The sequence below is a fragment of the Desulfosalsimonas sp. genome (genome assembly GCF_055149105.1).
In genome coordinates this window covers 11,730-31,096 of record NZ_JBSRLA010000023.1, presented here as the reverse complement: position 1 = coordinate 31,096, position 19,367 = coordinate 11,730, and the positions used below count along the sequence as shown (strand labels likewise).

Genomic DNA, 19,367 nt, shown 5'->3' with positions numbered 1-19,367 from the left:
ATTATTCTTCTGCCATGGAAAAGCGCCAGGCGCAATACCATTCTTCTGGATGCTCGTCAGGCGGGCATCCGATGCACTCGGTGCGGATGCGCGGATCAACGGCTGCGGCAAAATAGCTGTATTCAACCAACCCTGCGGATTTACAGGGATAATCGGCCAGGTTCTTGCGCTTTCTGGCCACCTGGACCCGGCATTCATTCATCTGGAACACAAAACTGTTGGGTCCTTCGTCAATAATGGACTGGGTGTTGATATTGGCATACATGCGAAATCCAAGGGCCTTTTTGAGTCCCTCCAGGCCGGATTTTTTTGAAAGCCCCAGAAACCGGCGGATCAGGCCGGCTTCCACCGGAGAAAACTGGCTCCAGCAGGAATCATTGCACCGCTTGGCTTCGTTCATGCCGTGGGTCTGCTCCACGGTCTGAAACCAGACCCCGTCATTGACCAGCCAGTTGGCGCACAGGGCGCCAATGAGTTCACCCTTTTTCTCCGCTGAAAGATCGAGCAGAGGCGCAGGCAGGCCGTCTCTGATCTCAAAGCCCAGAACTTTGGAAAGGCGTTTGAGCTGAATCTGAAAACTTGTTTCAAAGGCCTGATCCAGCATTTCCATGGCCTGTTCAAAGCCCATCTGGTGCTTGACCTCGGAGAACCATAGCACGTGGTGCATGACCATCCGGTGCATCATGGTGACCATATACCGGCCCAGGTCGGATTCAGTCATCTCTTCAATGGAGGAAAACGCCGCTGTTTGATTTTTTTGTGTCATGGTGGTTTTCTACTCCTCATGCACTTGCTTGATGTTGGCATAAAAATCGAGTACATCCGGGTTTAAAAGTGCGTCCCGGTTGCTCACGGGTTTGTTTTCAATGATGTTTTTAACCGCCAGCTCCACTTTTTTCATGTTAAGTGTATAGGGAATATCGGGTACTTCCAGAATTTTGGCCGGCACGTGGCGGGGTGAGGCATTCTGCCGCAGATTTTTTTTGATCCGGTCTTTCAGATCCTCATCCACTGCACAGCCCTGGACCGGTTTGACAAACAGCACCACCCGCTCGTCGCCCTTCCAGTCCTGGCCCACCACCAGGCTGTCTTCGACCTCGGCAAAATCATTGACCCGGCGATAGATCTCAGCCGTGCCAATGCGCACGCCCCCGGGATTTAATGTGGCATCCGACCGGCCGTAAATCCTGACCCCGCCGCGCTCGTTGATCTCGATATAGTCCCCGTGCCGCCACACCCCGGGATAGACATCAAAATAAGCGGACAAATATTTTTTGTTGTCCGGATCATTCCAAAAATACAAGGGCATGGACGGAAACGGCGCGGTGCATACCAGTTCTGCCTGCCGCCCCGTAACCGGCCGCCCCTGGTCATCATAGGCTTCCACTTTCATGCCAAGACCCCGGCACTGCAATTCGCCTGCGTAGACCGGGCCCATGGGATTGCCCAGGGCAAAGCATCCGTTTAAATCCGTGCCGCCTGAAATGGAGGCCAGCTGCAGGTCACCTTTGATGGCGTCATAAACAAACTCAAAGCCTTCCTCGGACAAGGGCGAGCCGGTGGACAAAACCGCCCGCAGACCGCTCAGATCAAAGCGGTCACCCGGCCGCAATCCGGAATTTTCCAGGGCTCCCAGGTATCCTGCGCTGGTGCCGAAAACGCTGATTTTCTGATCTTCCGCCATTTTCCACAAGGCTTCCGGCCCCGGGTAAAACGGATTGCCGTCATAGAGCACAATGGTGGCGCCCGTGGCCAGGGCGCTGACAAGCCAGTTCCACATCATCCACCCGCAGGTGGTGAAATAAAAAACCGTGTCTTCGCGTCCCACATCCGTGTGCAGCACCATTTCCTTTAACTGGTTGACCAGTATTCCCGCGGCCCCCTGGACCATGCACTTGGGAAGACCCGTGGTGCCGGAAGAATACATGATATAAAGAGGGTGATCGGCCGGCAATTGAGCAAATTCCATTTCCGGTGCCGGCCCGCCGGCCCGGAAATCCGGATACATCACGGCGTTTTTGATACCCGAAATGTCAGGGTTTTCCATGGTATAGGGCACAACCACAAATCGTTTGACCGACGGGATTTGCCCGGCAATTTCTTCCAGGCGGGAGATGGTGTCGATGCGCTTGCCCTTGAAAAAATAGCCGTCAGCGGCAAACAGCACAGTGGGCTCAATCTGGCCGAACCGATCGAGCACGCCCTTGATGCCAAAATCCGGAGAGCACGAAGACCAGGTGGCCCCCAGGCTCACGGCCGCCAGCATGGCAATGACGGTTTCAGCCATGTTGGGCATATACCCGGCCACCCGGTGGCCCGGACCCACGCCCAGTTCCTTCATGGATGCGGCCAGGCGCGCGGCTTCTTCATAGACCCGGGCATAGCTCCAGTACACCGGGGCCCGGTCTTCACCCTGGAAAACCAGGGCGGTTTTGTCATCGCGATATCGCAGCAGATTTTCCGCAAAATTGAGCCTGGCACCGCCAAACCATTTGGCCCCGGGCATTTTGGTCGCATCGTCGATGACCTGATCATAGGGCACAGATGCCCGGATCTCCATGAAATCCCAGACCGCTGCCCAGAAATCGGCAATCTCTGTGACAGACCACTGGTACAAATGGTCATAACAGGAAAAATCCTTGTTGTACCGTTCATTGACATAAGCCATGAACCGGTACATGCGCGTCTGCCGGATTCGTTGTTCAGATGGCTGCCAAAGCAGTTTTGACATCTTCGGCCCCCCTTTTTTTGATCGCAGTGCTTTTTGGTTTCCGGCCTGTCCCGTTTTCAGGATAAAGCCGACTTTACCCGGGCCTGTGTTGTTTTGGCAGCAGCGCCTGGTCTCCCCAATCTGCCGGTACCAACTGACCCGGGCTTTCCCCCTGCTTTTGCTTGAGCTTTTTTAAGCCGGGCCGGGCAAACTTCATGTGCCCCTCCTTTAATGTCCGGCCGTTGATCACCGCCTCGCTGCGCAGCCTGTGACCGGCGGTGCGCTCCATCTGGCGGCCCAGCCAGAGCACCCGGTCCACGTCGTATCCGTGGGCAATGCCCATCTCATCGATCTGCACCAGCATGTCCTCCAGGCAGTTTAATCCCACATACCGAGGATCATCGTAATAATATTCCCCGGTTCCCGGCACAGGGCAGTCATCCAGAAAATTGGCGGGCTGACCGCCCATGCCGCCAAGGGTGGCTTCAAACTGGGTGATGCCCGCCTGCAGGGCTGCCAGAATGGAGGCTGCGGCAACCCGCTTGGTTTCATGGAAATGGGCCAGGTGCAAATCCGTGTTGGGTATTTCATCGAGGATCATGGAAAAATAGCGGTATACATCAGCGGCTGAAGCGCTTCCGTCATGATCTGCATGCTCGATATCCGCGGCCCCGATTTCCAGCCACCGCTTGGTAAACTCCACTGCATCCTTTAATTCCGTGGCCCCGGCAATGGGGCTGCCCCAGATGGTGCTCACGGTGCCGCACATCTTGATTCCGGCATCCGTACATTTTTTGATGCACCGTTCGGCCTCCTTCCAGTACATGGGCAGCGTGACTCCGGAATTGGCAAAATGATGCTCCTCTTCTGTGGAAACCATCATCAGCACCCGGTCCGGGCCGATACCCTTCTGCTTTAGATCAATGGCCCGATCCACTGCTGGTTCCCGGATGGTCACGGCCGTGATGCAGACATCATCCGGGTTGATCCCCCTTTTGGCGCAGCGCTTTTTAAACCGTTCTCCCCGAAGATAGCCCAGCACTTCCTCTGCATCCGAGAACTGGGGCAGCAGGTAGGGGTTTCCCAGGTTGGTGACCTCGATGTTGCGGCACCCGGCAAAAATCATTTCTTCTGCGTAAAAGATCTTGGCCCGGGTGGAGATAAACTTTTCCAGATGCTGGAACCCGTCGCGGACAGTAATGTCGCCGATGGTGACTTTTCCGGGCATGCGCGGAAAAATTTTCCAGAGATCATATTCGGTCATAAAGCCCCCCTGTTGGTTCAATGTTCAAGGTTCAATGTTCAGGGTTCAAAGTTCAAGGTTGATGGCGCCGTAAAAAGTTCAAGATCAAGGCTTGCGCAGTTTCGAAGAATGCAGCGTACTTGGCCGTACGTGAAATTCTGAGAAATTGCGCGTAACGCAGATATTGAACTTTTTACGGCGCCATCAATGTTTAAAAGCGGAAATTGCCGAAGCCGGGCTCGCCAACGGGCTGGAGTGTGCTGACTTCCGCGGCCATGGCCAGCCAGTCCCGAATTTCGGTAAATTTCAGGGTCCGGTCATTTAAGAGCCGGGCTCCGCAGAAAAACGGATGGGCTTCACCGTCGTATTTTTCCACCATTTTTTTGTAAAATGCATCGCGCTCTTCGTCGGTCATGGGGCGGCCCTGGGCCTGTCGCTTTCTGTCCTCAATGGAAAGCAGCACCCCGCCGGCACTTCGCCCGCTCATCACCGAAGTCCGGCCCCGCATGGTGTTAAACAAAAACGTGGGCCGGTACGCCCTTCCGCACATGCCGTAGTTGGCCGCCCCGTTGTCCTGGCCGATAACCAGCTGAATCCTCGGCACCTGGGCGCAGGACACGGCTCTTACCATGTCGGCCCCGTATTTTCCGATGCCGTTGTGCTCGGCATCCGATCCCACCATGTAGCCGGGCGAGCCCTGGACAAACAAGATGGGGATCTTTTCATGAGAGCAGCGCACGATCCATTCCGCGGCCTTTCGGGCGGCTTCCTCGAATATGATCCCGATGCGGTTCGAAGCGATCACGCCCATGGGATAGCCCTTGATCCGGACCTTGCCGGCAAGAATGTTATCGCCCCGGCCAGGGGCGTAATGGGCCTTGTATTCAATGAAATGGCTGTCGTCTGCAATGGTTTCGATCACGGACCGGGTATCAATGGCCTGGCTGCCCAGGGCGGGCAAAATATCATAGATCCGTTCCATGGGATATAAAGGCGGGCTTTCCTCAAAACGCTGAAGATGACAGGTCTGCAAAGGTTCCAGGGACAACACTTCCCGCACTTTCTCGATGGCTTCGTCCTGGTTTTTGCAGAAATGATCAGCGCCCCCCGACACATGGGTATGCACCCGCGCACCGCCCAGGTCTTCCGCGGAAATCTCCTCTCCTGTGGCCATTTTCACCAAAGGCGGTCCGCCCAGAAAGGAATAGGACATCTTGTCGATCATCACCGCCTCGCAGGCCATAAACACGATATAGGCCCCGCCCGCGGTATTGCCGCCGGTGCTCAGGGTCACCTGCTTTAATCCCTTGGCCGACATCCGGGCCATGTTGTAAAACATGGAGCCGAAATGCTGGTCATCCGGGAACACATCAGCCTGCATGGGCAGAAACGCCCCGCCGGAATCAGCGATATAGACGCAGTTGAGCCCGTTTTTTTCCGCAATGGCCTGGGCGCGCATGTGCTTTTTCAGGGTAATGGGAAAATAGGTCCCGGCCTTGACCCGGCTGTCATTGGCAATAATCATGGTCCAGTTGCCGTAGATTTTTCCAAGGCCCGTGACAACCCCGGCGCAGGGCACGTCCTCGACCCCCGGGTAATTCATCCCGAATCCGGCAATCCGGGAGAGCTCAAAAAATTGGGTGCCCGGATCAATCAACTGATCAATAAGCTCGCGCACGGGTTTTTTTCCCTGTTTGGCCAGGCGGTCCACAGCCTCCTGCCCGCCGGGCCACAAAGCCTCATTGACGCGTTCATCGAGCTTTGCTTCCTCATTTAACCAATGCTGCCGGCTTTCACTCATGGCTTCTGTCATGGGATGGATCTCCTATTTGCCTTTGTACACGGGTTTGCGCTTTTCCCGGAACGCAGCCAGGCCCTCTAAACGGTCCTGGGTGGGAATGGTAATCCAGTAGGCATTGGACTCAATGGCAAGACCGGTTTTTAAATCCGTTTCCATTCCTGCATCAATGGCAAACTTGGCCTGCTCAATGGCAATGGGGCCGGTTTCGCAAATCATCTCCGCCATTTTCAGGGCCTCATCAATGAGCAGTTCCGGCTCACAGATGCTGTTGACCAGGCTGATCTCCAGGGCCTCCTGGGCATCCACCCGCCGGCCGGTGAAAATCAATTCCTTTGCCTTGCCCCGTCCCACAAGCCGGGGCAGCCGCTGGGTGCCGCCGCCGCCGGGAATGATGGCCAGCCGGGTTTCGGTCAGCCCCATGGAGGCGTTCATGGAGGCAATGCGCAAATCGCTGGCCAGGGCAATCTCGGTTCCCCCTCCCAGGGCAATGCCGTTTACCGCTGAAATCACCGGCTTGTTCAGCGATTCAATATCGCTTAGCAGGTTGCGGATGGTGTAGATAAATTCCTTGACCTGGATATCGGTGAGGGTGGCGCGCTCCTTTAAATCCGCACCCGCACAAAAAGCTTTTTCCCCGGTCCCGGTGATGATCACCACCCGGATATCGGGATCAAAGCGCAGGGCCTCTATTTCGGACTTCAGGGCCCGAAGCATGGCAAAATTCACCGAATTCATCATGTCGGGACGATTCAGGGTCAGAATCCGAACCTGGCCCCGGTCTTCTTTTACAAGGACATTTTCATTTTCCATGACTGGATCCTCCTGTATTGATGTCCGCACACAGGCCCCGGCAACGGGGTCTTCAGCAACCAATGTTTCTGGAAATCACCAGGCGCTGGACTTCGGAAGTGCCCTCGCCGATATCCAGCAGCTTCTGATCCCTGTAGAATCGTTCCACGTTGTATTCCTTCATCAGCCCGTATCCGCCGTGGATCTGCACGGCATGATCCGCCACCCGGCCCATGAGTTCGGAGCAGTAGAGCTTGGCCATGGCCGCCTCCTTCTGAAACGGCCGTTTCTTGTCCCGCAGCCAGCAGGCCTTGTACAAAAGATTTCTGGCACATTCGATTTCCATGGCCGAATCCGCCAGTTTAAAACCAATGGCCTGGAATCGGGAAATGGGTTTTCCGAACTGGACCCGCTGTTTTGCATACTTCAGGGCCGTCTCATATGCCCCCTGGGCTCCGCCAAGGCCCATGGCGGCAATGGAGAGCCGTCCGCCGTCAAGGGTGTTTAACATCTGGTGAAAGCCCTCGCCCTGGCGGCCGAGGATGTTTTGCGCCGGTACGCGCACATCATCAAAATACAGCTCCGCCGTATTAGAGGCCCGCCACATCATTTTTTTGTGCATGGGTTTGGCAACAAAGCCCCGTGTGCCGTGTTCCACGAGAAAACAGGTGTATTCCGGCCGCCCGTCATCGCGCCGGCCGGTCACGGCCTGGACCGTAACCCCCATTGACATTTCGCAGGCAGCATTTGTGATAAAAATCTTGGATCCGTTGATCACCCACTCATTGCCGTCTTTGACTGCGGTGGTCCGGGTTCCGCCCGCATCTGAGCCGGCTGTGGGTTCGGTGAGCCCAAAGCCCCAGAGAGCCTCGCCGGCACACAGCTTTGGAAGGTATTTGTTTTTTTGCTCGGGAGTGCCGAAATAGTGGATCGGACCAATGCCCAGGGAATTTCCGGCAGCCACCGTGGCCGCCTGGGAGCCGTCCACCCGGGCGATTTCCTCCACTGCAATAATATAGGAAATGTAATCAAGCTCCTGTCCGCCGAATTTTTCGGAAACAAACATGCCAAACAGGCCGATATCGCCCATTTTTCGGGTCAGTTCCGGAGAAAAAGCTTCCTGGTCATCGAGTTCAGCAGCCACCGGCCCGATCTGTCTTTCGGCAAATTTGCGGATTTCCTTGCGAATCATTTCCTGTTCAGTGGTAAGATCGAAATCCAAGATTCACCTCCTTATGTCAGTGGCAGGGAGCCTCGTCCGCCCGGAACCCGGGCGCCGGGGAACGGATGCAACAATACAATGATCATAAAAGTAAAATCTGTTTTAAAAAAGTAACGTAAACGTTAAGTTTTGTAAAGCAATTTTCCCGCCTTCCGGAAAGAAAAATGCACGAGGCTATCTTGACACCCCGAAGTTTGTGATTACATTCCATCTGAAGACCAACATCCTGATATATATGAATAAACAACTGTACCAGCAATAACGGAAGCTTATTGTCCACAAAACCCGTTTGAGCAAAAAAAGGAGGGAATTGCCATGATCACCAGACGCTTTCTTGATTTTCCGGATTTTGCCGGGAGAAATCCCTTCGAGGAAATGGACAGGGTGCGCAGATATCTCGATCAGGTCATCGGCCAGGCCGATGCCGGCTACCGCATTCCAAGAGCCGGTGTATTTCCCCTGGTCAACCTCACAGAGACAAAGGAGAACTATATCCTGCGCGCGGAATTGCCCGGAGTGAAAGGTGAGGATCTCGATATCCAGGCCACCGACAGAAACATCACCATTTCCGGGCAGCGCACCATCGAGCCCGATCCAAATGCCCGGTATCACCGAAGGGAACGTGAAGCCGGCCGGTTTTCCAGGGCATTGACCCTTCCCGGCGAGATTGACCGGGATAAAATCGATGCCCGGCTCACCAACGGCGTTCTGACATTGACCATTGCCAAATCTGAAAAAGCCAGACCCAAGCAGATTCAGATCAAGGCATAAAACAATCATCCGATCTTTTGCAAAAGGAGGATGCGATATGGCAAACGAAGCACAGAGCAGGGACATGCAGGTAAAGGGAAAACAGGAAGTCGCAGGCGCCGAGCAGACCCGGCCGGGGCCTGTGTTTATCCCGGCAGTCGATATTTTTGAAAATGAAGACGGCATCACACTCATGGCGGACATGCCGGGTGTGGCACCCAATGACGTCAATATTGATGTGCGGGAAAACACCCTGACACTGACCGGCGAGATCAAACCGTTTGAAAGCCAGGACGAAACCGACATCCTGGTGGAATACGAAATCGGGCAATATTACCGGCAGTTCACCCTGCCGGAGCTGGTGGACCAGGAAAAAATCGACGCCGAGCTAAAAGACGGGGTGCTCCACTTGGTACTGCCAAAGGCCGAAGCGGCAAAACCCAGAAAAATCGAAATCAAAACCAACTGAAATACAGTATCTTTGCATCCAGGCAAAAACAGGCGGCACCGGATCTCCGGACCGCCTGTTTTTTTGGGAAGGAAGCCCTGGGGCCGGGGTCAGTTTTTTCGCTCCTGACCGTTTCCGGGTTTTTTCCATCCAGTCCTGGGCAATTTGAAATTTTACTCGCTCCGGCGTTGGCTGAATTTATCCCGGAAACGCTCAATGTCGCTTCATAAACCGACCCCGCCCCCGGCCTTCCTTGGAAGGGTTCTTGCCGGGCCAGCCCACGGGACCGGGCATGAAAACATCGCTTTTTAAGACTTGAATGTGTTCCTTCTGACTCCCTTGGCGTAAAACTTTGCACACCGTCGGCCATGATGCCGGCCCGGGGGTGGTTTGCGAGTCGCATTGAGCGCGCAAGCGGTCAGCAGGGAGCAAATCGCCACCGGGCCGGCATCATGCGAAAATTATAGAACCAGGCATTAAAGGAAGGCTTCAAAGGTGCTGGTAAATATCCTCAAGGCTTAAGTCACAGGCCAGCATCATGACCTGAGTGTGATAGAGCAGCTGGGCGATTTCCGCTGCGGTCTGCTCCCGGCTTTCGTACCGGGCCGCCATCCAGACCTCGCCGGCTTCCTCCACCAGTTTTTTGCCGATCTCATGGGGGCCCCGGGCCAGGCGGGCCACGGTGCCCGAATCCGGATCCGCGGTTTTCTTTTTTTGCTCCAATTGCCAAAACAAATCTTCAAAGCTTTTCATGATCCGGTCCCGTATCTGGCATCCGCATACTCCACCCATCCGCCGGTAGCCACCAGTGCCCGGTCAAACTCGGACACGGTAAAAGCAATCCTTGTCTGCCGGCCCTGTTTTTCCACAGTCAGCTCGCCTGTCTCCAGGTCTGCATAAATTTCCGTGTCCGGGCCGGCAAACTCGTTAAAAAGCCGGTCAATGGTTTCTTCGGGCAGATCAATGGCCAGCATGCCGCAATTAAACATATTCTGCCGGAAAATCCGGGCATAGCTTCGGGCAATCACCATGTGAATGCCGTTGACCTCCAAAGCCCAAGGAGCATGCTCCCGCGAGGAGCCGCACCCGAAGTTGGCCCGGGTCACGATCACCCGGCAGCCGGCAATGTCTTTTGCCGGATCAAAGCCTTCCAGGTTCAGATCCTCGAGCAGGTAGGGCTGCAGCGCCTTCTTGGAGATTTCGGTTAAATACTTGGCAGGAATGATTTCGTCTGTATTGATATCCGACCGGTCCAGAAACAGGGTCTTGCCCCCGAACGTATGCATATGACTTGGCCTCGCTGGTGATGTTTTATTGTCTGTAAAGGTTCGAATTGGCAATATGGCCGGCAAGGGCAGTGGCCGCGGCAGTGGCCGGGCTCATCAAATGCACCATGCCGCCTTTTCCCATGCGGCCGTAGAAATTGCGGTTGGTGGTGGAGGCGCAGACCTCCCCTTCTGCGATCACCCCGCAGCTCATGCCCAGGCAGGCCCCGCAGGTGGGGTTGGCCACGCAGAAGCCGGCATCCATGAAGGTTTTGATAATGCCTTCATCCAGAGCCTTTTGATAGATTTCCGGGGTGGCCGGGGAGACAATTCCCCGGACCGAATCGCTGATCCGCTGTCCCGAAAGCACCCGGGCGGCCACCCGCAGATCCTCTATTCGGCCGTTGGTGCACGAACCGATATAGATTTGATCCACGGCAGTTCCCTGCATTTCCGAAACCGGGCACACTTTGTCCGGCTTATAGCCGTAGGTGATCTGCGGAGGCAGATCCGTGACATCAAATTGCAGCACCTGCTGGTAAACAGCGTCTTGATCCGGCTGCCACCTGCGATAATCTTCCAGCGCGGCTTGCCGGGAGTCATACTCTGTGCGGATAAAAGGCCAGAGGTATTCCACGGTGGTCATGTCCGGATAGCAGATGCCGCAGGTGGCCCCGGCTTCAACGGCCATGTTGCACAGGGTCATGCGCGCCTCCATGCTCATGGCCGCCACCACCGGACCGGCAAACTCGATGACACAGTCAGTGGCTCCGTTGACTCCGATTTGACCGATAATATGCAGAATCACATCCTTGGCAAATACACCGTCTGCCAGCTCACCGGTGATTTCAATTTTAATGGAGCGGGGATAGCGAAACGCGCAGACTCCGTTTAAAATTCCCACTTCCAGGTCGGTGGTGCCCACGCCGGCGGCAAAGGCGCCGAATGCGCCATGGGTGCAGGTGTGGGAATCGCCCATGATGATGGTATAACCCGGCCGGACAAATCCTTTTTCCGGAAACAGGGCGTGGCAGACACCGTTTCTGCCGATATCGAAAAAATGCTCGAGATCATGGCGCCGGGCCCAATCCCGCATGATCTTTCCCTGCATGGCGGTTTTGGAGTCCTTGGCCGGGGTCACATGATCAATGACCGCCATGATGCGCGAGGGGTCAAAAACCCGGTCCTTTCCCCTGGCAATCAGATCGTTGATGGCCACCGGCGTGGTGATTTCATGGCAGAACACCGCATCCAAACCCAGCACAACCATATCCCCGGCCGGGTTGTCGACCCGGTGGGCGTCAAATATCTTTTCTGCTGCTGTTTTACCTGTATTTTCCGGCATCTAAGATTCCCACCCCCCGATCATGTGCATGTGCAGATGAAAAATCTCCTGTCCCCCGCCCTTTTCCACATTGAAAAACAGCCTGTAGCCGGTGGTGCTCACACCGGTTTTGACGGCCATTTCCTTTGCGGCGAAAATCAGCTTTGAAAGAATCGGGCTGTCCGTATCTTCCAAATCATTGATACTGCGGATATGCCGTTTTGGCACAAGCAGCAGATGCACCGGCGCAAGCGGATTGATATCCTTGAACACCACCAGATCGTCGGTTTCCATCAACAATTCCGTATCCATTTCTTTGTTTGCAATCTTGCAAAACAGGCAATCAGACGCCATAACGCCTCCCTGCGACACAATTATCGGATTTTGCGATACCCGGGGATGGGCAGTGGACATGCATCAGCCGGTTTTCACCACCAGCACCGCGGTTTTGCCCAGGGCCCGGATCAGTTTGATGCTGATATCGCCAAGAACGAACTCTTCCTGTTTGGACATTTTTTTTCTGCCGATCATCAGCATATCAAAATCCCCCTGGTTATAATAATCAATGATTCCTTCGGTAATCGTCGGATAGGGCTCTTGTACCAGCTCAACGCGGATTTTTTCAGGATCAAAGCCCTTTTCATCCCAAAACGATGAGCCCTGCATGAAAAATGGATGGCCCTCCACAAGTTCGAGAATCCGGCTTTCCTTTTCCGGGTTCCGGAAACAGCGGATTTTCACGCCGGCCAGGGATGTGTAAAAGCTTTCAAAAAAGGCAAATTTTAAAAGTTTTCTTTCCCCGGTTTCCACATCCAAGGCCCGCTTGACCCAGAATTTGGGGTCTTCGATGCCAAAGCGCCGCTCCCGTTCAAATCCGGTAATCCGGTATCTCCGTTGCCCAAGGACGATTTCGTCGCCGCAGTCAATACGGGAAAAATCCCCGAAGTCCGGCGTCAACACCGCCATCAGGAACTCCCGCGGATTCTGGGCGGCAGATTGTCAATGGCCATTTTGATCTGTTCCACAAAATTTCTCAGCCCGTTGGCCTCAATGACCACTCCGAGCTGGCAGGCCATGACTTTCAGCGAATCCACATCCTCATCATGCATGCAGAGCCGGTCACTGTGGCAGATCCGGATAAGACCGGTATTGATATTGTGGTACTTGATGGGAATCGACATCATGGAAACAATGCCTTCTCTGGCTGCCGCCTCGGGGTACTGCACCCGTTCATCACTCTGAAAATCCTCCACCACCTCCACCTTGCCGGTGTAAAAGGCGCATTTTTTCGGATCCGCAAAAACCGGGCCTTTCTCCACGTAAGCCTCGCTGATGCCGTGACTGCTGACCCGGAACAGCTCCTGCTCAATTTCGTCGAGAATCATGATACTGGCACCTTTTACCCCAAAAGTCCGGCACAAGCCTTCAGCAAGGTGGTTGACCAGCTGGGTGAAATCCTCGTAAGTGGCAATGGCCAGGCTGATGGACTTGAAATGTTTCAGGTAAAACTTGCGTTCAGGCCCGTGATTCATGCAAACCTCCTTTAATGGCCATCAAGGGTCCGTTTTTGACACATCCGGAGGCCCCTGGGGTCTCAGTACCCCCGGTTTCCACAGCCGGAAAAATCCGGAAGCGGGACCACCCACTTGTCCCTTTGGGTCGGTTTTTTCAGGGAAGTTCGCAGCTGCCGCAAAAACACCTTCCTGGGCACTTCCCGGGCCCCCATCCATACCAAGTGGGCTGTTGCCACCTGACAGTCGATCATGTCAAATTGATTTTTCTCCATGTGCCGGCAAAGGGCCACCAGGGCCACCTTGGAGGCGTCCCTGGCCCGGGTGAACATGGATTCGCCGAAAAAGCAGCCGCCGAGACACACTCCGTAAAGCCCGCCAACCAGTTGGTCGTTTTGCCAGGTTTCCACGCTGTGGGCGTATCCGTCTTCGTGAAGCCGACAGTAGGCCTCGATCATGTCATCGACCAGCCAGGTCTCCTCGTTGTTTTCCAGGCGAACCCGGGCGCACTGCCGAATCACCCGGTCAAAAACGGTATCGCTTGTGACCCGGAAACAGCCGCTTTTGATGGTCCGGCGCAGGCGGTCGGGTACATGCACCTGCCCGGGATACAAAACCAGACGCGGGTCCGGACACCACCACAGAATCGGGTCATATGGCGAATACCACGGAAAAATGCCGTTTTCATAAGCCAGCAGCAGCCTTTCCCGGCTCAGGTCGCCGCCAATGGCCAGCAGGCCGTTTGCCGCCGCAAAATGCGGCGGCGGAAACGACACTTTCTCGGAAAGGCGAAAGATTGGCATGGTCTTCTATCTGAAAGAAAACATCAGCCGGTCATCTTTGACCTTTATAAAGACCTCGCCGCCCTTTGTGAGCCGGCCGAAAAGGATCTCGTCGGTGAGCACGTCCTTGATTTCCTTCTGGATCAGCCGGTCCAGGGGCCGGGCGCCAAAATGCGGATCATGGCCCTTTTGGGCCAGCCATTTGCGGGCATTGGCCGAAAGCCGCACAGAGACCTTTTTCGCTGCAAGCTGCGGGGCCAGCTCATCCATGAATTTGTCCACCACCTGTTCCATGATCTCCTGGGTCAGGGGCTGGAAATTAATGGTGTCATCGAGCCGGTTGCGGAACTCCGGACTGAAAAAGTTCTCAATGGCCTTTTTGCCCTTTCGGCCGAAATCCTCGGGCTGCCGGCCGGCAAATCCGATGGTGTTGGCCGCCATTTCCCTGGCACCGGCATTGGAAGTCATGATCAGAATCACGTTCCGGAAATCAGCCACTTTGCCGTTGTTGTCTGTCAACGCAGCGTGATCCATGACCTGGAGCAGGATGTTGTACATGTCAATGTGGGCTTTTTCGATTTCATCGAGCAGCAGGACGGCATAGGGATTTTTCCGGATCTGCTCTGTGAGCAGCCCGCCCTGTTCAAAGCCGATATAGCCCGGAGGTGCTCCGATGAGCCGTGCCACGGCATGTTTTTCCATGTACTCGCTCATATCAAAGCGCAGAAACTTCACCCCCAGGTTGGCCGCCATTTGCCGGGCCACCTCGGTTTTGCCCACACCCGTGGGACCGGTGAACAAAAACGAACCAATGGGCCGTTCAGGTGCGCCCAGGCCGGCCCGGGACCGCTTGATGGCCGTCACCAGGGAGTCAATGGCGCTGTGCTGGCCGAAAATCTTTTCTTCAAGCCGGGTTTCCAGACTGGCCAGATTGGTCTTGTCCGTGGAGGTGACCCGATTGGCCGGCACGCGGGAAATCTTGGCCACCACCTTTTCCATATCCGTGGGCTGAACCCGCTTTCTTCTGCCCGAACCGGTGAGCCGCAGCAGCACCCCGGCCTCATCCATGACATCAATGGCCTTGTCCGGCAGATAACGGTCATTGATGTACTTGGCCGACAGCTCGGCTGCAGCCTTTAAAGCAGCATCCGTGTATCCGATGCAGTGATGTTGCTCATAGTAGGATTTCAGCCCTTTTAAAATTTTGACAGTATCATCGACAGAGGGCTCGGAAATCTCGATTTTTTCAAACCGGCGGGAAAAAGCCCTGTCCTTTTCAAAGAAGTTCTTGAACTCCTCATAAGTGGTCGAACCAATGCAGCGCATCTCCCCGCTTGCCAGTGCGGGCTTCAAGATATTGGAGGCATCCATGGACCCGCTGCTGGTGGCCCCGGCCCCCACAATGGTGTGGATCTCGTCAATGAACAAAATGGCGTTTTCCCGCTTTTGCAGTTCATTGATCACGGATTTGAGCCGCTGCTCAAAATCGCCCCGGTACTTGGTGCCTGCCAGCAGCGCCCCCAGATCCAGGGCATAAATGCGTGCGCCCTCGAGCAGATCCGGAATCTGTCCTTCGGCAATGCGCTGGGCCAGACCCTCGGCCATGGCGGTTTTGCCCACCCCGGGCTCACCCACAAACACGGGATTGTTTTTCCGCCTGCGGCACAGCACCTGCACGGTGCGCTCCGTTTCCACCTGCCGGCCGATCAATGGATCGAGCCGGCCGCACAAGGCCTGTTCCACAAGATCCACGGCATAAACTTCCAGGGGATCGGCTTCCTTTTTCTTCTGCTTTTTGCCCGTGGTAATGCCGGTATCCGAACTTTCCTTAAACATTTCATTGGATGTGCCGTGGGAAATCACGTTTAACACGTCCAGCCGGGTAATGCCCTGGGCGGCCATGAAATAAGCCGCATGGGATTTTCGCTCCTCCAGGATGGAGGCCAGAATATCGCCCACATACACCGATTCCTTCTCCGCGGACCGGGCGTGGTTGACCGCCCGCTGGATCACCCGCTGAAAGCGGATGGTCTGCTGGAGGATATATTCATGGTCATTGGGTACTTTTTCCAATTTTTCGTCAAAAAACCGCTCCAGCTCCTGCTGGATGGTTTCCACATTGCCGCCGCAGGATTCGATAATCTCGCTGCCAACGCTGTCTTGAAGTATTGCATGGAGCATGTGTTCCACGCACACATACTCATGCCGTCTTTTCCGGGCCTCTTTAACGGCCTGGCTCAACACGATACTCAGTCCCTTGCTGATCATAGGCTACACCTTTTCCATAGAGCTTTTCAGCGGAAACCCTCTTTCAGTAGCCAGTTGATGGACCGTTTCAATCTTTGTTTCCGCCACTTCATAAGTATATACGCCGCACACCCCGGCTCCGGATCTGTGAATCCGCAGCATGATACGGGTGGCTTCCTCGAAAGATTTCTGAAATACGTTCATCAACAGCTCCACCACAAAATCCATGGTGGTATAATCATCATTGTGGAGCAGCACCCGGTACATGGGCGGCTCCTGAAGTGATTTCCGGGTCTTTGAAATTACTTTTTCTTCGGTTCCCGGCCTGTTTTCCTGCATATTTCCTCCGCTTCACCGAAAACACCCCTCTTGCCTGAAAAAATAATTTCGTGCAAATTTTCGGGATTTTAATTCAATATAAACACCGATACCCGGACTGTCAGCCCGGGTAATTAAAATTATAAAATCATTGGCATCCAAAATTCAACCCCAAATTCATCAAATGCGGCCTGCAGAAAGGATCACCAACAGGGCAGAATGAAAGGAAACAGGGATAAGAGGCCTATTTGCCGCAGCACTTCTTGTACTTTTTACCGCTGCCGCAAGGGCAGGGATCATTGCGGCCCACCTTGGCCGCCTGGCGTTTGTGGGGCTTTTTGGCCGCAGCCTCGCCGCTGCCGTGGGAAAATGACATTTCCTGTTCTTCGGGCTGAACCAGGTCATCGACTTCGGCAGAGGGCGCAATCTGAATCCGGAACAATATTTTGAGGGTTTCCTCTTTAATCCGGTCGATCATCTCCTGGAACATGGCAAAGGCTTCGCGCTTGTAAACCATCAGGGGATCCTGCTGGGCGTAACTGCGCAGCCCGATGCCCTCCTTTAGATGATCCATGGACAGCAGGTGGTCCTTCCAGAGGCTGTCCACGGTCTGGAGCATGATAATGCGTTCCAGGTGGCGAAATTCTTCCTCCGGCAGCATTTTTTCCTTTTCGTGATAGGCTGCTGTGGCTTCATCTGCAATCCGGCGGGCAAGAGCCTCAGCGTCCAGTCCTTCCAGGCGTCCGGGACTCAAATCGATTTTAAAATTAAACTGCCTGAACACGGCATCTGACAAGGTCTTTAAATCCCACTGCTCGGGCGGAGTTTTTTCCTCGGCATAGGTCCAGGCAATCTGTTCGGCCTTTTCTTCGATTATTTCCAGGATTACCGGCCGAAGGCTGTCGTCGCTTAATGCCTGCTGGCGCTGGCGGTAAATCACTTCCCGCTGCTGGTTCATCACATCATCGAAATCCAGGAGCTGCTTGCGGATATCGAAATTGTGAGCCTCGACCTTGCGCTGGGCGTTTTCAATAGCCCGGGAGATCATCTTGTGCTCAATGGGCTCGCCCTCGTTCATGCCCATGCGGTTCATAATCCCGGAAATCCGCTCGCCGCCGAAAATCCGCAGCAGATCATCTTCCAGGGAGAGATAGAATCGTGAAGAACCGGGATCGCCCTGCCGCCCGGAACGGCCCCGGAGCTGGTTGTCAATCCGCCGGCTCTCATGGCGTTCAGTACCCAGGATATGAAGGCCTCCGAGTTCCACCACCCCGTCGCCGAGCACGATGTCGGTTCCCCGGCCGGCCATGTTGGTGGAGATGGTCACCACTCCCTTTTGGCCGGCATTGGCGATGATCTCGGCTTCGGCCTCGTGGTTTTTGGCGTTTAGCACATTGTGGGCAACACCCCGTTTTTTGAGCAAATCGCTTAAATACTCCGAAACATCGATGGAAACCGTTCCCACCAATACCGGACGACCCATACGGTTTAACTCAATGATCTCCTCGATGGCGGCATCGTATTTCTCCTTTTTGGTCATGTATATCGCATCCGGATAATCCTCCCGGATCATGGGCTCATTGGTGGGAATGATGACCACGTCGAGATCGTAGATCTTCTTGAATTCCGCGGCTTCGGTATCGGCCGTGCCGGTCATGCCTGAGAGCTTGTCATACATGCGGAAAAAATTCTGAAAGGTGATGGTGGCCAGGGTCTGGTTCTCGTTTTCGATTTTGACGTTTTCCTTGGCCTCCAGCGCCTGGTGCAGCCCTTCACTGTATCTTCTGCCCGGCATGAGCCGGCCTGTGAATTCATCAACAATGATGACCTGGTTGTCCTTGATAATGTAGTCCACATCACGGGTAAACAGGGCATGGGCCTTTAATGCCTGATTGACGTGGTGCAGCAGTTCAATGTTTTTGGGATCATAGAGGTTTTCCACCTGGAGCTGCTGCTCGGCCATGGCCACGCCGGCCTCGGTCAGGGTCACGGATTTGGCCTTCTCATCCACAGTGTAGTGTTCTTCGGGCTTTAAGTGGGGCACAATGCCGTTGACCTGGTAATACAGATGCGTGGATTTCTCCGCAGGCCCGGAAATGATCAAAGGGGTGCGCGCCTCGTCAATGAGGATACTGTCAACCTCGTCGACAATGGCAAAGTGAAGCTCGCGCTGCACCAGCGATTCCTTGTCAAACTTCATGTTGTCGCGCAGATAATCAAACCCGAACTCGTTGTTGGTGCCGTAAGTGATATCGCAGGCGTAGCCTTCCTTGCGCTCCTGGTCGTTCATCCCGTGGACGATATTGCCCACGCTCATGCCCAGAAAGCGGTAAATCTTGCCCATCCACTCGGCATCGCGCCGGGCCAGGTAATCGTTGACCGTGACCACGTGGGCGCCTTTTCCGGTCAGGGCGTTTAGATAAATGGCCAGGGTGGCCACCAGGGTTTTTCCCTCACCGGTTTTCATCTCTGCGATATTGCCCTGGTGCAGGACAATGCCGCCCAGAATCTGCATGTCAAAATGGCGCATGCCCAGGGTGCGCCGGGAGGCTTCGCGAACCACGGCAAAGGCGTCGGGCAGCAGGTCCTCAAGGGACTCTCCCTGCTGGTACCGGGATTTGAGCAAGGGTGTCTGGCCGGCCAGATCCGCATCGTTCATGGCCGCGTATTTGGGTTCAAGGGCGTTGACCGCATCGACCACCGGGTAGAGCTTTTTTAAGACCCGCTCGTTTTTGCTGCCGAATAGTTTGGTTAAAAAATTGCCTGCGGCAAGTGCTGCCATGGAAATCCTGTTCAAGGTTCAGGGTTTAAAGTTCAAGGTTCAACGTTCAACGTTCAACGTTCAACGTTCAATGTTCAATGTTCAATGTTCAATGTTCAATGTTCAGGGTTTTGCGCTAAAGTCCGCTATAATATATTTACTGACCGTGGTGCCGTCAAGGTGTCGGGTATGAAGG

Annotated in this window: 18 protein-coding genes; 2 read left to right on the top strand and 16 right to left on the bottom strand. The window is 54.7% G+C overall.

Annotation, left to right across the window (positions count from 1 at the left end):
- Position 1: 1 nt before the first annotated feature.
- From ACTCIA_RS07535 to ACTCIA_RS07510, 6 genes are all read right to left on the bottom strand, one after another.
- A complete protein-coding gene (locus tag ACTCIA_RS07535) occupies positions 2-766 on the bottom strand; it encodes a DUF6125 family protein (protein ID WP_463001193.1) in 765 nt (254 codons plus the stop codon).
- A 9-nt stretch (positions 767-775) separates the two neighbouring features.
- Positions 776-2,731 (bottom strand): acetoacetate--CoA ligase, encoded by a 1,956-nt coding sequence (locus ACTCIA_RS07530; RefSeq protein ID WP_463001192.1) that lies wholly within the window; start codon positions 2,729-2,731, stop codon positions 776-778.
- A 73-nt stretch (positions 2,732-2,804) separates the two neighbouring features.
- Positions 2,805-3,974, bottom strand: coding sequence for a beta/alpha barrel domain-containing protein (locus ACTCIA_RS07525; protein ID WP_463001191.1), 1,170 nt, complete (start codon positions 3,972-3,974; stop codon positions 2,805-2,807).
- A gap of 190 nt (positions 3,975-4,164) precedes the next feature.
- The gene (locus ACTCIA_RS07520) at positions 4,165-5,766 is read right to left on the bottom strand and encodes an acyl-CoA carboxylase subunit beta (protein WP_463001190.1); all 1,602 of its coding nucleotides are present in this window, start codon (positions 5,764-5,766) and stop codon (positions 4,165-4,167) included.
- A 12-nt stretch (positions 5,767-5,778) separates the two neighbouring features.
- Positions 5,779-6,564 (bottom strand): enoyl-CoA hydratase-related protein, encoded by a 786-nt coding sequence (locus ACTCIA_RS07515; protein ID WP_463001189.1) that lies wholly within the window; start codon positions 6,562-6,564, stop codon positions 5,779-5,781.
- 52 nt (positions 6,565-6,616) lie between these two features.
- A complete protein-coding gene (locus tag ACTCIA_RS07510; protein ID WP_463001188.1) occupies positions 6,617-7,765 on the bottom strand; it encodes an acyl-CoA dehydrogenase family protein in 1,149 nt (382 codons plus the stop codon).
- A 315-nt stretch (positions 7,766-8,080) separates the two neighbouring features.
- On the opposite strand from ACTCIA_RS07510, the gene ACTCIA_RS07505 reads away from it, so the two are divergent.
- Both ACTCIA_RS07505 and ACTCIA_RS07500 read left to right on the top strand, forming a co-directional pair.
- Entirely contained in the window at positions 8,081-8,536 is a 456-nt protein-coding gene (locus ACTCIA_RS07505) for an Hsp20/alpha crystallin family protein (RefSeq protein WP_463001187.1), read from the top strand.
- Positions 8,537-8,573: 37 nt separating this feature from the next.
- Positions 8,574-8,984, top strand: coding sequence for an Hsp20/alpha crystallin family protein (locus ACTCIA_RS07500; protein WP_463001186.1), 411 nt, complete (start codon positions 8,574-8,576; stop codon positions 8,982-8,984).
- A gap of 468 nt (positions 8,985-9,452) precedes the next feature.
- Here the strand turns inward: ACTCIA_RS07500 and ACTCIA_RS07495 are convergent, their stop codons facing one another.
- From ACTCIA_RS07495 to secA, 10 genes are all read right to left on the bottom strand, one after another.
- The gene (locus tag ACTCIA_RS07495; RefSeq protein WP_463001185.1) at positions 9,453-9,716 is read right to left on the bottom strand and encodes a phosphoribosyl-ATP diphosphatase; all 264 of its coding nucleotides are present in this window, start codon (positions 9,714-9,716) and stop codon (positions 9,453-9,455) included.
- A complete protein-coding gene (locus ACTCIA_RS07490; protein WP_463001184.1) occupies positions 9,713-10,249 on the bottom strand; it encodes a 3-isopropylmalate dehydratase small subunit in 537 nt (178 codons plus the stop codon). Before ACTCIA_RS07490 ends, ACTCIA_RS07495 begins: the two co-directional genes overlap by 4 nt.
- Before the next feature lie 25 nt (positions 10,250-10,274).
- A complete protein-coding gene (locus ACTCIA_RS07485) occupies positions 10,275-11,573 on the bottom strand; it encodes a 3-isopropylmalate dehydratase large subunit (protein WP_463001183.1) in 1,299 nt (432 codons plus the stop codon).
- Positions 11,574-11,906 (bottom strand): histidine triad nucleotide-binding protein, encoded by a 333-nt coding sequence (locus tag ACTCIA_RS07480; RefSeq protein WP_463001182.1) that lies wholly within the window; start codon positions 11,904-11,906, stop codon positions 11,574-11,576. It abuts the gene before it with no gap.
- Positions 11,907-11,969: 63 nt separating this feature from the next.
- Positions 11,970-12,518 carry an adenine nucleotide alpha hydrolase family protein gene (locus ACTCIA_RS07475; protein WP_463001181.1) on the bottom strand — a complete coding sequence of 183 codons (549 nt, stop codon included), beginning with the start codon at positions 12,516-12,518 and terminating at the stop codon, positions 11,970-11,972.
- The gene (locus tag ACTCIA_RS07470; protein WP_463001180.1) at positions 12,518-13,084 is read right to left on the bottom strand and encodes a GAF domain-containing protein; all 567 of its coding nucleotides are present in this window, start codon (positions 13,082-13,084) and stop codon (positions 12,518-12,520) included. The genes ACTCIA_RS07475 and ACTCIA_RS07470 overlap by 1 nt, the downstream gene beginning before the upstream one ends.
- 62 nt (positions 13,085-13,146) lie before the next feature.
- Entirely contained in the window at positions 13,147-13,866 is a 720-nt protein-coding gene (aat, locus tag ACTCIA_RS07465; protein ID WP_463001179.1) for a leucyl/phenylalanyl-tRNA--protein transferase, read from the bottom strand.
- Positions 13,867-13,872: 6 nt separating this feature from the next.
- Entirely contained in the window at positions 13,873-16,113 is a 2,241-nt protein-coding gene (gene clpA, locus ACTCIA_RS07460) for an ATP-dependent Clp protease ATP-binding subunit ClpA (RefSeq protein WP_463001178.1), read from the bottom strand.
- 3 nt (positions 16,114-16,116) lie between these two features.
- Entirely contained in the window at positions 16,117-16,431 is a 315-nt protein-coding gene (clpS, locus tag ACTCIA_RS07455; protein WP_181550496.1) for an ATP-dependent Clp protease adapter ClpS, read from the bottom strand.
- 223 nt (positions 16,432-16,654) lie between these two features.
- Positions 16,655-19,192: a preprotein translocase subunit SecA gene (secA, locus tag ACTCIA_RS07450; RefSeq protein ID WP_463001177.1), complete on the bottom strand. Its 2,538-nt coding sequence runs from the start codon at positions 19,190-19,192 to the stop codon at positions 16,655-16,657.
- Positions 19,193-19,367 lie beyond the last annotated feature (175 nt).

What these genes read in the sequence shown, in the direction of transcription:
- aat (WP_463001179.1), bottom strand. Translation starts at nt 13,866, where the DNA reads ATGCCAATCTTTCGCCTTTCCGAGAAAGTGTCGTTTCCGCCGCCGCAT.
- ACTCIA_RS07475 (WP_463001181.1), bottom strand. Translation starts at nt 12,518, where the DNA reads ATGGCGGTGTTGACGCCGGACTTCGGGGATTTTTCCCGTATTGACTGC.
- ACTCIA_RS07490 (WP_463001184.1), bottom strand. Translation starts at nt 10,249, where the DNA reads ATGCATACGTTCGGGGGCAAGACCCTGTTTCTGGACCGGTCGGATATC.
- ACTCIA_RS07515 (WP_463001189.1), bottom strand. Translation starts at nt 6,564, where the DNA reads ATGGAAAATGAAAATGTCCTTGTAAAAGAAGACCGGGGCCAGGTTCGG.
- ACTCIA_RS07525 (WP_463001191.1), bottom strand. Translation starts at nt 3,974, where the DNA reads ATGACCGAATATGATCTCTGGAAAATTTTTCCGCGCATGCCCGGAAAA.
- ACTCIA_RS07505 (WP_463001187.1), top strand. Translation starts at nt 8,081, where the DNA reads ATGATCACCAGACGCTTTCTTGATTTTCCGGATTTTGCCGGGAGAAAT.
- ACTCIA_RS07495 (WP_463001185.1), bottom strand. Translation starts at nt 9,716, where the DNA reads ATGAAAAGCTTTGAAGATTTGTTTTGGCAATTGGAGCAAAAAAAGAAA.
- ACTCIA_RS07520 (WP_463001190.1), bottom strand. Translation starts at nt 5,766, where the DNA reads ATGACAGAAGCCATGAGTGAAAGCCGGCAGCATTGGTTAAATGAGGAA.
- ACTCIA_RS07535 (WP_463001193.1), bottom strand. Translation starts at nt 766, where the DNA reads ATGACACAAAAAAATCAAACAGCGGCGTTTTCCTCCATTGAAGAGATG.
- ACTCIA_RS07530 (WP_463001192.1), bottom strand. Translation starts at nt 2,731, where the DNA reads ATGTCAAAACTGCTTTGGCAGCCATCTGAACAACGAATCCGGCAGACG.
- secA (WP_463001177.1), bottom strand. Translation starts at nt 19,192, where the DNA reads ATGGCAGCACTTGCCGCAGGCAATTTTTTAACCAAACTATTCGGCAGC.
- clpA (WP_463001178.1), bottom strand. Translation starts at nt 16,113, where the DNA reads ATGATCAGCAAGGGACTGAGTATCGTGTTGAGCCAGGCCGTTAAAGAG.
- ACTCIA_RS07470 (WP_463001180.1), bottom strand. Translation starts at nt 13,084, where the DNA reads ATGAATCACGGGCCTGAACGCAAGTTTTACCTGAAACATTTCAAGTCC.
- ACTCIA_RS07480 (WP_463001182.1), bottom strand. Translation starts at nt 11,906, where the DNA reads ATGGCGTCTGATTGCCTGTTTTGCAAGATTGCAAACAAAGAAATGGAT.
- clpS (WP_181550496.1), bottom strand. Translation starts at nt 16,431, where the DNA reads ATGCAGGAAAACAGGCCGGGAACCGAAGAAAAAGTAATTTCAAAGACC.
- ACTCIA_RS07500 (WP_463001186.1), top strand. Translation starts at nt 8,574, where the DNA reads ATGGCAAACGAAGCACAGAGCAGGGACATGCAGGTAAAGGGAAAACAG.
- ACTCIA_RS07485 (WP_463001183.1), bottom strand. Translation starts at nt 11,573, where the DNA reads ATGCCGGAAAATACAGGTAAAACAGCAGCAGAAAAGATATTTGACGCC.